The 13,192-nt window shown below is 39.6% G+C and carries 10 protein-coding genes and 2 tRNA genes; 3 read left to right on the top strand and 9 right to left on the bottom strand.

Annotation, left to right across the window (positions count from 1 at the left end):
- Positions 1–11: 11 nt before the first annotated feature.
- Complete coding sequence (locus WBF63_RS01295; RefSeq protein WP_424367873.1) at positions 12–1,433, top strand: OmpP1/FadL family transporter; 1,422 nt, start codon at positions 12–14, stop codon at positions 1,431–1,433.
- Positions 1,434–1,521: 88 nt separating this feature from the next.
- Here WBF63_RS01295 and guaB read toward each other — a convergent pair whose 3' ends face one another.
- Positions 1,522–2,982 (bottom strand): IMP dehydrogenase, encoded by a 1,461-nt coding sequence (gene guaB, locus WBF63_RS01290; RefSeq protein WP_424367872.1) that lies wholly within the window; start codon positions 2,980–2,982, stop codon positions 1,522–1,524.
- A gap of 166 nt (positions 2,983–3,148) precedes the next feature.
- Here guaB and WBF63_RS01285 point away from each other — a divergent pair, with 166 nt between their 5' ends.
- Positions 3,149–6,781 carry a protein O-mannosyl-transferase family gene (locus WBF63_RS01285; RefSeq protein WP_424367871.1) on the top strand — a complete coding sequence of 1,211 codons (3,633 nt, stop codon included), beginning with the start codon at positions 3,149–3,151 and terminating at the stop codon, positions 6,779–6,781.
- Between the two features lie 32 nt (positions 6,782–6,813).
- Positions 6,814–7,332 (top strand): hypothetical protein, encoded by a 519-nt coding sequence (locus WBF63_RS01280; protein WP_424367870.1) that lies wholly within the window; start codon positions 6,814–6,816, stop codon positions 7,330–7,332.
- A gap of 64 nt (positions 7,333–7,396) precedes the next feature.
- Here the strand turns inward: WBF63_RS01280 and WBF63_RS01275 are convergent, their stop codons facing one another.
- From WBF63_RS01275 to bshB1, 8 genes are all read right to left on the bottom strand, one after another.
- Positions 7,397–8,011 (bottom strand): deoxynucleoside kinase, encoded by a 615-nt coding sequence (locus WBF63_RS01275; RefSeq protein WP_424367869.1) that lies wholly within the window; start codon positions 8,009–8,011, stop codon positions 7,397–7,399.
- 1 nt (position 8,012) lies between these two features.
- Positions 8,013–8,810 (bottom strand): hypothetical protein, encoded by a 798-nt coding sequence (locus WBF63_RS01270; RefSeq protein ID WP_424367868.1) that lies wholly within the window; start codon positions 8,808–8,810, stop codon positions 8,013–8,015.
- 9 nt (positions 8,811–8,819) lie between these two features.
- Positions 8,820–9,980, bottom strand: a complete 1,161-nt coding sequence (locus tag WBF63_RS01265; protein ID WP_424367867.1) for a M20 aminoacylase family protein — start codon at positions 9,978–9,980, stop codon at positions 8,820–8,822.
- 98 nt (positions 9,981–10,078) lie between these two features.
- Positions 10,079–10,152, bottom strand: a tRNA-Arg gene (locus WBF63_RS01260).
- Positions 10,130–10,387, bottom strand: coding sequence for a GIY-YIG nuclease family protein (locus tag WBF63_RS01255; RefSeq protein WP_424367866.1), 258 nt, complete (start codon positions 10,385–10,387; stop codon positions 10,130–10,132). Before WBF63_RS01255 ends, WBF63_RS01260 begins: the two co-directional genes overlap by 23 nt.
- A gap of 86 nt (positions 10,388–10,473) precedes the next feature.
- Positions 10,474–12,105, bottom strand: coding sequence for a dipeptidyl-peptidase 3 family protein (locus WBF63_RS01250; RefSeq protein WP_424367865.1), 1,632 nt, complete (start codon positions 12,103–12,105; stop codon positions 10,474–10,476).
- A 202-nt stretch (positions 12,106–12,307) separates the two neighbouring features.
- Positions 12,308–12,381: transfer RNA gene (locus WBF63_RS01245), tRNA-His, on the bottom strand.
- A 76-nt stretch (positions 12,382–12,457) separates the two neighbouring features.
- A complete protein-coding gene (gene bshB1 / locus WBF63_RS01240) occupies positions 12,458–13,159 on the bottom strand; it encodes a bacillithiol biosynthesis deacetylase BshB1 (protein WP_424367864.1) in 702 nt (233 codons plus the stop codon).
- Between the last annotated feature and the right edge of the window lie 33 nt (positions 13,160–13,192).

Genomic DNA, 13,192 nt, shown 5'->3' with positions numbered 1-13,192 from the left:
ATAAATTGAGCATGAAAAAAATACTTGCAGGATTGGTGGTCGTGGCCGGGATGGTTCAGGGCCAGACAGTTCAGGACATAAATTCCATATCAGCCTATTCAAATGAAATCAATGCCGGAAGTGCACGCTACATTGGTATGGGTGGAGCAATGGGTGCTTTGGGTGGGGATATTTCTTCAGTTGAGCAAAATCCGGCTGGTTTGGCGGTTGCGATTGCTTCTGATGTCAATGTGACACTGGGGATTAATTCCTATAAAAACGAAACCAAATTTGGAAATACTTTTGAGTCTGATGATAATTCAGCTATGTTTCAAAATGTAGGCGGAACTTTTGTTTTCCATAATCCGAACAGTGCCTGGAATCGTTTTGCAATCGGAATTAAATATTCGCAACAATCACTCGATAATTGGATTCGTATGGGGCGAAATGATAATATAACCGCAACTTATATGACCAATGAAGATCCGGAAGAATATACAACCTATGTGATGGACGGATACCATGACGAAGTCGTGGGATATAAAACCAAAATGTCACTCGATTTCGGCGCGAGCTATAATGACAGAATTTATATGGGGTTGGGTTTCAATTTTCATGACACCCGATATGATAATTATGTTGTTTTTGATGAAGAGACAATCGGTGAAGCAGGAAACAGCAATGTTTATCGTTATGACCTTAACGGCACTCCATACGCTTCAACCGCTCAGGGCTTTTCGTTAAGTGCCGGTGTGATAGGAAAACTGAATGACAATGTTCGTCTGGGACTTGCGTATCACAGTCCGGTTTGGTACAGAAATATTGAAGAAACTTATTATGCCGATCTGCCTTTCGGCGAAACATATCATTACGATTTATACTATAGTCAATATGACAGGAATGCAAACGGTCGTTTGGTGGCGAGTGCGGGAGCAGTTTTCGCTAAATCTCTTGCGCTGAATGTAGACTATACATTGCATATGAATGGTTCCACCAAATTGATGCCCTCGGGTGATTTTGCTGGAACGAATACATTTTTTGATGATTACCTTAAATCGAGCAGTGAAATCCGAGCCGGACTGGAATATCGTCTGAACAATTTCAGATTCCGTGGCGGTTATAATTTCGTGCAAAGTCCTTATGATGAAATTACATTGGATGCAGATTTAGGAAACGGAAATATGGTTACCCAAAATTTCGACAAAGCATTTCGGGGAGATACCAATCGTTTCAGCATAGGAGCCGGATATGATTTTGGTGGATTTTATCTGGATGCGGCTTATCAGTTCCAGAATCAAAAATATGATTATGTTTTTGGAAACGGAGAATACGTAGATTATGACAATGGCGATGTTTATTTGGCGGCACTTCCGTTAAATGCCGGACATAATTATGTAGCAGAAGTCAAAAATAATACAGGAATGTTTTTGCTAACAGCTGGTTGGCAATTTTAAATATCCTAATTAAATAAATAAAAAGGGTGGCTTCGAAAATCTCAGTCACCCTTTTTTATGTACTAAACTTTTTAACAAGTTAAATGAATTAATTCGAATAATTGGGAGCTTCTTTCGTAATCATCACATCGTGCGGATGGCTTTCGGCAAGTCCGGCATTTGAAATCTTTACCATTTTACCATTTTTAATCAAAGACTCAATATCAGGAGTTCCACAATAGCCCATTCCGGCACGTAGTCCGCCACAAAGCTGATAAGCGACTTCTGACAAGGAACCTTTGAAAGGAACTCTTCCTTCAATTCCTTCGGGTACAAGTTTATTGGCATCGGACTGGAAATAGCGGTCTTTACTTCCGCGTTTCATTGCGGAAAGAGATCCCATTCCTTGATAAGTTTTAAATTTTCGTCCCTGATAAATCACTTCTTCGCCCGGTGCTTCTTCCGTTCCGGCAAACAGACTTCCGATCATCACACAGTTGGCGCCTGAAGCAATGGCTTTTACAATGTCACCTGAAAGTTTGATTCCACCATCGGCGATAATCGAAACATTTTTGGAATGCGCATATTCGTAAACATCATAAATCGCTGAAAGCTGAGGAACGCCCACGCCCGCGACTACTCGAGTTGTACAAATTGATCCCGGACCCACACCAACTTTCAGAACATTTGCACCGGCCTCGATTAAATCCTTTGCGGCAAGTCCGGTTACGATATTTCCTCCGACAATGTCCAGTTCCGGGAAAGCATTTCTAACTTCCTTTACTTTGTCGATTACTCCTTTCGAATGTCCGTGTGCGGAATCTAGTGCGATGATATCAACTCCTTTATCAACCAATGCCTGAACGCGATCCATGGTTTCGGCGCCCACGCCCACGCCTGCGCCTACTCGCAATCTTCCTTTCGCATCTTTACAGGCATTTGGGAATTCCGATAAATTGTCAATATCCTTGATAGTAATCAGTCCGATTAATTTTAAGTTATTGTCCACAATCGGAAGTTTTTCCACACGATTTTTCAGCAGAATGTCTTTGGCTTTGTTGAGGTCGGTATTGATGTCGGAAGTAATCAGATTTTGTTTTGTCATTACGTCTTCTACCAATTGTTCCATATCTGTCTGGTAACGGATATCGCGGTTGGTAATGATTCCTACAAGAGTTCTGTCTTCCTCAATAACCGGAAGTCCAGAAATGCGGTAATGACGCATTAGTTCTTCTGCGTCTCTCAGTTTATGGTGACGCGAAAGTGTAATAGGGTCAGAAATCATTCCGTTTTCTGAGCGTTTCACTGCATCGATTTCGTGTGCTTGTTCTGCGATGGACATATTTTTATGAACAAAAGAAAGTCCGCCTTCGCGTGCAAGAGCTATGGCAAGTTTGGATTCGGAAACGGTATCCATTGCAGCAGAAACCAAAGGAATGTTCAACTGGATTTTGTCTGTGAGACGTGTTTTCAGTGAAACCTGATTGGGAAGAATTTCTGAATAAGAAGGGACTAAAAGGACGTCATCAAAAGTGATAGCTTCCTGAATAATTTTATCGGATAAAGGCATTGCTTTTTGCCAAGCAAATTTAAACAATTTTTGCTTGAAATCTCGTTTTTTTAAATTTTAATGAAGAATTAATATTCTGAATCTTTCATCCTCAGCATACTTTTACATTTCATTAGGCGTTTAAAGAACAAAATAGTTCTTATTTTCGCATGATAAAATTGACAAAATGAATATTCCTTTCAAAAAATGGAACAATCTTCTTGGATTTGTAATGCTAGCCATTGCATCATTTGTGTATTTGATGACGATGGAGCGCAAACTCAGTTTTTGGGATTGTGGTGAGTACATCGTTTCATCGGCCAAACTTGGTGTAACCCACGCGCCTGGTGCAGCATTGTTCCAACTGATTGGTGCGGTTTGGGCAGGAATGGCATTTGGTGACGGAAGCCAATACGCAATTGTGATTAATTCTATGTCGGCAATTTGCAGTGCGTTGACCATCATGTTCTTATTCTGGACAATTACTCATTTTGTACGAAGAATGTTCTTTGTTACCAAACAAAATGAACTCATTGAAAGTCCTTACGAAACTGCTTTGTCCAAATCTCAAGCATTGATTACATTGGGAAGTGGTTTGGTTGGCTCAGCGGTTTTTATGTTTAGTGATTCATTTTGGTTCTCAGCAGCTGAAGGTGAAGTATATGCCATGGCATCTCTTTTTACTGCAGCTTTGATTTGGATGGGTTGCAAATGGGAAGAAGAGTCAGACCAGACGAGAGGAAATAAATGGTTTTTGTTGATTTCGCTTTTCATCGGATTGGCAACCGGTGTCCACTTGATGGCGATTCTTGCTTTGCCGGCGGTTTGTTATATGTATTATGCCAAAAATTATAAATTAAATATCAAGAGTTTTATAATTGCTAATATCATCACGGCACTTTTCCTGGGATTTGTTTTCAAAGTTTTGTTTGGTTCAATAATGACTTTCTTCGGTAAAACCGAAATTTATGTGGTCAATAACTTTGGTTTGCCTTTCAACTCGGGGACTGTTGTAGCCGGAATTATTCTGGCGCTGTTTTTTTATCTGGCATTTAAATACACTAAAAAATACAACTGGAAACTCGGAAATACAATTGTTTTGTCAATTGCTTTTATGCTGATTGGATTTTCCTGTTGGTTGGTAATTCCAATTCGTGCCAATGCAAATCCGCATATGAACCTGAACGACCCCGATACGGCTTTGGGAATGCTGGATTATTTTAATCGTGAGCAGTATGGCGACTGGCCTACGATTTATGGCCCGGCTTATACGGCGCATTTCGCAGATGACGGAATTGCACTTACACCCAGCGGCAATTATGAAACTTATGTGAAAGGAGAAAACTACGTCAAAGGAGACAAGAAATATATTAAGGTTTCAGACCGAAAGGATTATGTGTACAATAAAAAACACGAACAGTTCTTTCCAAAAATGTACAACAACCTTCCCGATGTAATGGAAAATTATGCAGCGATGTATGGATTTCCCGAATTCACCATCAACGCTGCTTTTTTTAATAATATGGAAGATCATCCTGAAATCAGGGCACAGAAAAGACAAATTGCAGAGACAAAATTCAACGAATTATTACAAAAAAGACATGACGGAACCTTGCGTGTTGCCGATTTGAAAAGCAATGCGGAATTGCTGGATATTCAGCCGCCAACCTTTGGGCAACAGTTTAATTTCTTTATGGATTATCAGTTGGACTATATGTTTTTCCGCTATTTTATGTGGAATTTCTCCGGAAAGCAAAATGACTGGGAAGGAAATATGGAAGTGACAAAGGGCAACTGGATCACCGGAATTCCTTTTCTCGACAACGCCAGATTGGGCGACCAGTCCAAACTTCCGGCAGTTTACAAAGAAAACAAAGGAAATAATGCATACTTTATGTTGCCGCTTATTTTGGGGCTGATTGGATTTTTTGTTCAGTTAAACCGAAATGTAACGCATTGGTGGGCAATTCTTTCACTTTTCCTTTTGACCAGTGTCGGAATTATTTTCTATACAAGTGTAAAGCCATTTGAGCCAAGAGAAAGAGATTATGCGCTGGTAAGTTCTTTCTATGCGTTTTCAATCTGGGTCGGACTTGGTGTTCAAGGTATTTATTTATTGATTAAAAAATTCAGAAAAAGAGAATTAACCCCAACCGTTTCGGTGATTGTTTCGGTGCTTTGCCTTACAATTCCTGTGTTGATGGGCTTTCAGAATTGGGATGACCACGACCGTTCCAAAAGAGAAGGTGCTTATGCTTTGGCCTATAATTACCTGAATAATTTGGACAAAAACTCGATTCTCTTTGTGTATGGCGATAATGACACCTATCCGCTTTGGGGATTGCAGGAAACCGAATTGTTTCGAGATGATGTGAAAATTGTCAATTATACACTTTTGGGTTCGCCGTGGAACATTGAACAATCATTGCGAAAAACTTATAATGCGCCGGCGCTCCCATCTAAATTGAAGTACACAGATTATCAGTTAAATACAAACGACAACATAATGGTCGTAGCCGGAAATATCAAATCTATTTTTGGTGAACTTCACAGCATCATCAAAGAAGATGCACCGCTGAGTGTGGCAGAAATCATGAGTCTTCCGCCGAATGAAATCACGCAATATCTGATTGATCCGGGATATGATCCGGCTGGAATTCAGCAGTTGTACAATTCGGTAAAACCGCTTGAAAAATATCTGGTCAAAGACAGTATGACGGCAAAAGAAGCATTTGAATTTTTGATGGACAATAAAAATCCGGCAAAAGCTGCACTGGCTGATTATTTCGGATATCCGGTTGGAGCTGTGAATTATTTACCGGTAGATAAAATCATCATTCCGGTTAATAAGGAAAATGCACTGAAATACGGAATTGTTTCACCAAAAGATGCCGATAAAATCGTGGACAATATTACCATTACACTTGGAAAAAGACAATTATACAAATCAGAATTGTTGATGATTTCTATGTTTGCCGAATACAATTGGGACAGAGCGATTTATTTCAGCGGTGGCGGTGTTTCCGATCCTGCCAATATTTTCTGGTTAAGCGATTATTTGGAAAACAATGGATTCTCTTATCGTCTGATTCCGATTTATACGCGATTTGGAGAAGGAGGGAAGCTGGGAAGAAGCAATACCGACAAAATGTATGAAAGTTTCCAAACCTTTAAATGGGCAAATTATAATCTGGACAATGCTTCCTTTTCAAATACCGATAGAAATTACACCAATACTTATCGCAACATCGCCATACGACTTGCCGATGATTTTACGGCACGTGGCGACAAAGCCAAAGCCAATGAGATATTGGACAAAGTAATGGAAATGATTCCTGACCAGCCGAGATATGATTACGGGCTAAGTACAGAAAGAATTGCGCAAGCCTATAACGCAATTGGCGAAACAAAAAAGGCACAAGCTTTGATAGACACCGCCAAGCAACGTCTGATGGAAAAAATCAGTTTTTATGAATCATTGCCTGACAATATCCGCTATACCATAGCCCGCGATTTGTCGGATGCGAGAAGTGATTATTCACTGATGGTTTACGGACGTGTTGCCGAACTCCTGAAAAAGAACGATACTGCCGGAGCGCTTCAGTTTTTCAATACTGAATTCAAACCGGTTCGTGACAAACTGATTGAATCTTATCAGCAGTTCAACAGAGACGGAAATGTAGATGTGAGAGAACAAAACAATATAGACGGACAGTTCAAATTTGTAAGCGAATTGCTTGGAATTGCAGATATGATTGATTCGACTTATGCTGAAAGAGAAACAAACGAATTGTATAATATTTTAACAAGCGAAAAATAATTCTAAAAAAACAAAACATAAAACATAAACATATGAAGAAAATGATTTTCAGTGCTGCTCTGGCACTAATCGGATTGGGATCAGTAAACGCACAGGAAGGATTGAAGGCAGGCGCACACATTGGGGTTCCGGTTGGCGATGTGACTGATTATCTTGGTGTTAATTTTGGTGCTGAAGTTTCCTATTTGTATCCGGTGATGGAAAACCTTCACGTTGGAGGAATTGCCGGGATTGATATTTTTACCGGAAAAGATGAACCCGGAACTATTTATAAAACAAAAAGTTTGACGATTTTGCCTATCGCTGCAAGCGCGCAATATGATTTTTTAGAACAATTCTTTGGTGCGGTAGATTTAGGGTATGCATTTAGTTTGAGTAAAGGTTATGATGGTGGATTCTACTTTCAGCCAAAAGCAGGATGGCAAAATGAATACTTCCAGGCATTTGTGTACATTAAAAGCTTTGGCAGTGGAATTGATGCAACAGAAGTTCCACACAGAAATTTTTCCGGAGTTACCACAATCGGTGTAGGAGGAGCTTATAAATTCTAAAAAAAATCAAACAGAAATAGAAAAGACGGATTTTAATTCCGTCTTTTTTTATCTGATTGATTTTTTAAAATAAACCATTGATTTCCGCATCTACTTTATCGTAGATAAAACTCAAATCTTCCGCATTATTGACAAAATCCAGATTGTCCACGTCGATGATCAGCAGTTTTCCTTCGTCATAGGATTTCACCCATTCTTCGTATTTGTCATTCAATCTGCTTAAATATTCAATACTGATGGAACTTTCATATTCGCGTCCGCGAAGCTGAATCTGACGAACCAGCGTGGGGATGGAAGCGCGCAGGTAAATCAATAAATCCGGTGCCTGGACAAAAGAATTCATCAGGTTGAAAACCGTAAGGTAATTTTCATAATCACGCGTCATCAGCAGTCCCATATCGTGAAGATTACTTGCAAAAATATGCGCATCTTCGTGAATCGTTCTGTCCTGAATGATGTTTTCGCCACTTTCTCTGATTTCCTTGATCTGATTAAAACGGCTGCCTAAAAAATAAATCTGAAGATTGAATGCCCATTTCTCCATATCGTTATAAAAATCATCGAGATAGGGGTTCATATCAACACTTTCAAACTGAGGTTTCCAGCGAAAGTTTTTGGCCAGTAATTGAGTCAAAGTTGTTTTTCCGGCTCCGATGTTTCCAGCGATGGCAATGTGCATTTTATAGATTTTTATGGAAATCGTAAATATAAACAACCTTACCCTTTAACACAAACAGATATCGGTTATTTATGGAAAAATAATCAAAACTTGTATTTAGTTTGATTTTTGTAGTGTCTTGTGTTTTTAAATCAAGTTTAAATAATTGATTTTCAATAGAATAGTAAATATTATTTTCTTGAAGATAAATCTGCTCAAACTCCCGGAATGGAATGACGGATTCGAGGTTGGCATATTCGTCAAACTTCAGAATTTTTTTAAATCCGATCAGGTAAATTTTATTTTGATGATAAACAAGTTCCGAATAAAATTCATCCCCGGTCTTCTCGCTCAAAATTACCGATTGCCTAAATACTTTTTTGTCCCGGTAATTCCACAAAACCAACCTCTGTAAAACGGGATCATAGCCCCACAAATAATTATTGTCCACCAAGGCTGTGAGCGTCGGTGAAAAATTGGTTTCTATCGGAAATTCTATTTCATCCTGAATTTTATTCAATTGGTTATCCAACACCAAAAGTTTGAAAAAATCAGATTTTAGCGTGATTTGTAAAACATTTTGTGTGTTCAGATTCTCCAAAACTGTATGATTGGAAAATGTTTTTCGCTGTCGGCTCTGAAATTCGATTTTGTTTAATTCATTAAAATTTCGAATGAAATAAATATTATGGAAATCATCAGTTCCGAAATCGGTAATGCTGTCACGGCTTTCAATTTTGAGAGAATCAACGATTTTAAACGTCTGGGCAAACAAACAAGAAAAACAGATTAGAAAAAATCCCGAAATTTTAAATTTCATAATCCGAATTTAGCGAAGATAATTTTCAACCAAAGCAGCCCAATATGCCGCACCGAGCGGTAAAATATCTTGGTCAAAAACATATTCCGGATGGTGAACCATTTCCGTATCGCCATTTCCAAGCATTACGTAGTTCCCTTTTTTTTGCTGAAGCATAAAGGCGAAATCCTCACTTCCCATATACGGATCCATATTGTAAACTACATTTTCCTGACCAAAAGTTTTCCGCGCTACATCGGCCGCCCAACTTGTATTTTCAGGTGTATTGACCAAAACAGCTCCCGGAATTCCCTCCCGGATTTCATACCCGCAGCCATAAGATTCTGCTTGTGTTTTGACGACTTCGCGAATGCGATTCAGGACTTTGGTTCGCAGTTCAGGATCCATATTTCGGATGTTGATACGCAGAATCGCATTGGCGGGAATTACATTTCCGGCATTTCCCGATAAGAAAGCTCCGATTGTAATTACCGAATTTTGCCATGGTGAAACATTTCGTGAAACAATCGTTTGCAAGGCCATCACAAGTGAAGAACCACAAACCACCGGGTCAATGGAAAGTTCGGGCATAGAGCCGTGACTTCCTTTTCCAGTCAGTTCGATTTCCCAATTATCCACTGCCGCCATCGTTTCGCCTTCTCTGAAATAGAATTTTCCTTTTTCCAGCCCGGGCATATTGTGCATTCCATAAACCGCATCAACCGGGAATTTCTCAAACAAACCATCTTGAATCATTGCAGGTCCGCCTTCCATGGTTTCTTCGCCGGGTTGAAAAATCATCCGTACTGTTCCGTTAAAATTATTGGTTTCGGCTAAATATTTCGCTGCTCCGAGCAACATTGTCGTATGTCCGTCGTGTCCGCAAAGATGTGCAACTCCTTCTTTTTTACTTTTATAAGATAAATCATTTACTTCCTGAATGGGAAGTGCATCGAAATCTGCCCGCAACCCGATGGATTTAGTTCCCTCACCGTTCTTTACCGAAGCCACCACACCGTATTTTCCGATTCCTTCTGCCACTTCAAACCCGAAAGATTTCATCTTTTCAGCGATAAACTGAGCGGTTTCGGCTTCTTTCATGGAAAGTTCCGGATGTTGGTGCATGTGATTCATCCATGATTTCATTTCATCATGAGAATCTTTTATCTGAGCAGTCAATGGATTTTTCATAACCCGAAGTTTATAATGAACGTCTAATTTACGAATTTAGAAGTGGAGTAAAAGCAAAATCCGTAAATAGTTTTGAGACTAAATACGGATTTTAAGTGTGACCGCGGAGGGATTCGAACCCCCAACCCTCAGAGCCGAAATCTGATATTCTATCCAGTTGAACTACGCAGCCTTATTTTTTCTTTTATAAATTCCCGACCGATTCCTGATTTAAAATATTTCTCTCTTAAAACAGCTTCGTTTCTTGTTGAAAAAGATTCGAAATATACTAATTTCCAAGGAACATAAGCTTTTGTTGATTTTGTTTTGCCTGAATTATGTTCTTCAATTCTTTTTTCTAAAAACTCACAATGACCTTTATACAGCCTCCCATCAACTCCACTTTTTATGACATAAGTATAAAACATTTATCTGATATTCTATCCAGTTGAACCCTGCCTGCCGGCAGGCAGGTACGCAGCCAATTCGGGTTGCAAAAATAGTGAAATCTTGTTTATAATCCCAAAACTTTCGTTCCTTGTTCAAATACAATATCGTCAGGGATTCCGGCTGATTTAAGTCGATCCAAATCTTTTTGAAGTTCCGGCGAAATATGACCTTTTTCTTCCGTCAGTTTTTTAACGCCTTCGTAATCACCGTCGCCTTGTAGTTTCAAAATCAATTCGGAAAGTCCGTTCATAGCGGTTTCCATTTTTGCGAAATCCACTACATAGGTTCCGTCTGCCGTTCTGTTAAATGCACCGTGTTCTTGAAAATAATTGAAACAAATCATATTGGCCGAACCATGGGCGCTTGCACCAAATCGAACTGAACGGAAAATTCCCGCCAGAAACGTTACCATATAATCTTCTTTCTGACCTTCCAGTTCACCTTTGGCCAAAAGCTGATTGACCATATACAATCCCAGAATGTCGGCTTTTCCTTCTTCCAGATGAGATTGCTGTTCTTTTAAAGCTTCGCGAACGGTTCCTTTTCCATTAATGGTATTTTTAATTCCAAGTCCATGTGCGACTTCGTGGAACATCACATTGGCAAAAAATGCATCAAATTTTATGTGTTTTCTTTGGGATTCGTCAATCAAAACATCGGAAATCGGAAGCAGAATTTTGTCGAATTTTGCGCGCATCGCATTTTTCAGTTGAAGCCTTCTAGTTCCTTTTTCCAACTGAACTCTTTCGTCATTCGGCAGATTGATGGCAATGGTTTTTCCGCCTGCATTACAATCTCCGGCATAATAAACCACATCGTATGCATTCAAATCAGAATCCGTTCCGGGAACTTCTGATTTGTATCGGGCATCCACCGGCAGATTTTTCTGTAATTCAGGAAGGAATTTTGCGAATTTTTCCAATCGTTGCGACCATTCCATATCCTTTACCAAAATATAAGCTTCGTGCGCTGCTTTGTATCCGAATAATTGATCTTCATAAGTCTCAATCGGTCCCACTACAAAATCCAGACGATTGGTTTTCATATTCATCCAAGCGATGTCACTTTCAAAATAATCATCGGTTTCCAGAGCTCTTGCACGCAATTCCAAATAAGTTTTCAGACCGGCATCTTCTGCCAACGAGGCTGCCTTACGCAATAAACCGGCTGCTTTGGAGATTTGATCGCGAAACTGAACGTGGTAGGGAATGGTATAAAGATTTCCGTTGTCGTTTCGGCGTACAAAGGAATAAAGACTTTTTCCTTCGGGAAGATTGGCTTTTTCAAATTCTTCCACCGTCATATCGAGCGGATAAAAATTTGCGCCAAGCGGCTTTGCATCAAATCCTTTCACAAAAGGTTTCATATTGTCAAGCCTGTCCCAAGGGCCATAATTGATTTCAACATAATTTTTCATCGGACCGGAAACTTTGGACAATAATTCATTTTTATCACCATAAGCTTCATACCAGAAAAGTTCATCCATGATGTCGGAGACTTCTATGAAAATGCGTAGCATTTCCTTTTCGTTATCGGTCAGATGCGACAAATCGGTTTCCAGACGTACGGTCGCATAGGATTTGAGAGAATCAGGTGTTTCGACTTCCTGATTTTTTTCTGTTTCGGGCGATGATTTCTTACAATTTGTGAAAAACAAAGAACTGAGCAGAATGCTCAACAGAACGGCTTTTTTCATGTGTATTGTGATTAATTCATTTCAAAATTACAAAATAAAAAAAGAAGTTGAATTCAAATCATCCAACTCCTTTTATTAACACACATGGGACAAAACTTGTACAATGCAAATTTGGGAAGGAAATTTGAGGAGAAGGTTAATTTAATGCTAATAATCAGAGAAGAATTAAATAAAAAAGTCCCGAATCTCTTCAGGACTTTTGGGTGGATGATGGGTCTCGAACCCACGACCTTCGGAACCACAATCCGACGCTCTAACCAACTGAGCTACAACCACCATTTTTCAATTGGACTGCAAATATATAAATTATTTCATTTCTGCCATTCAAAATTTAAAAATTATCGGCAATTTATCATACGAGTCCTTCGAAATCTTTTAATCCTAGATAGCCTTTCAGCATAAATCCTTCGCCGGCTTCCGCACCGATCAGCATACCCAAGTCTTTGGCTCTGTTTTCAATACTTTCCTGAAAATGTTTGGACGAAATCGGCGTATCGGGTTCTGGATTATTCGGGTCATGAAATTGAGTTTTATAAGCAAAACAGGCCGCGTTTTTCTTTTCGATAAAACCTGACACATCCAAAACGAAATCCGGTTTGAGCGGATACCACTGAATGAAATGAAAAATATGTTTCGGTCGCCAGGCTGGAAGTCCGGTTTCGATTTTTTTCAATCCCGAAAGAAAACATGCCGTTTCCACCACATCGGCACCTTTGCCATGATCAATGTGACGGTCTTCCAGCGCATTGCAAAGTACAATTTCAGGCTGGTATTTGCGGATGACTTCGATGAGTTTCATTTGATGTGCTTCATCGTTCACGAAAAAGCCGTCACGAAATCCTAAATTTTCACGCACTTCAACGCCTAGAATTTTTGCAGCATCGGCCGCTTCTTGTCGGCGTGTTTCTGCCGTGCCTCTTGTACCGAGTTCGCCTTGGGTCAAATCAATAATTCCGACTTTTTTTCCGGATGCGACCATTTTGGCAACGGTAGCACCGCAGCCTAATTCCACATCGTCAGGATGTGCTCCGATGGCTAATATGTCTAATTTCATGCTTTAATTTTGTTTCCAGCTTCTATCTCCCAT

Origin of the sequence: Moheibacter sp., assembly GCF_049672845.1 — a bacterium.
Taxonomy (GTDB): Bacteria; Bacteroidota; Bacteroidia; order Flavobacteriales; family Weeksellaceae; genus Moheibacter.
The sequence above is the reverse complement of the archived record's forward strand: the minus strand, read 5'-3'. Positions and strand labels throughout refer to the sequence as shown.

Bases quoted from the DNA above. Each gene is read 5' to 3' on its own strand.
- WBF63_RS01295 (WP_424367873.1), top strand. From the start codon at position 12: ATGAAAAAAATACTTGCAGGATTGGTGGTCGTGGCCGGGATGGTTCAG.
- guaB (WP_424367872.1), bottom strand. From the start codon at position 2,982: ATGCCTTTATCCGATAAAATTATTCAGGAAGCTATCACTTTTGATGAC.
- WBF63_RS01285 (WP_424367871.1), top strand. From the start codon at position 3,149: ATGAATATTCCTTTCAAAAAATGGAACAATCTTCTTGGATTTGTAATG.
- WBF63_RS01280 (WP_424367870.1), top strand. From the start codon at position 6,814: ATGAAGAAAATGATTTTCAGTGCTGCTCTGGCACTAATCGGATTGGGA.
- WBF63_RS01275 (WP_424367869.1), bottom strand. From the start codon at position 8,011: ATGCACATTGCCATCGCTGGAAACATCGGAGCCGGAAAAACAACTTTG.
- WBF63_RS01270 (WP_424367868.1), bottom strand. From the start codon at position 8,810: ATGAAATTTAAAATTTCGGGATTTTTTCTAATCTGTTTTTCTTGTTTG.
- WBF63_RS01265 (WP_424367867.1), bottom strand. From the start codon at position 9,980: ATGAAAAATCCATTGACTGCTCAGATAAAAGATTCTCATGATGAAATG.
- WBF63_RS01255 (WP_424367866.1), bottom strand. From the start codon at position 10,387: ATGTTTTATACTTATGTCATAAAAAGTGGAGTTGATGGGAGGCTGTAT.
- WBF63_RS01250 (WP_424367865.1), bottom strand. From the start codon at position 12,105: ATGAAAAAAGCCGTTCTGTTGAGCATTCTGCTCAGTTCTTTGTTTTTC.
- bshB1 (WP_424367864.1), bottom strand. From the start codon at position 13,159: ATGAAATTAGACATATTAGCCATCGGAGCACATCCTGACGATGTGGAA.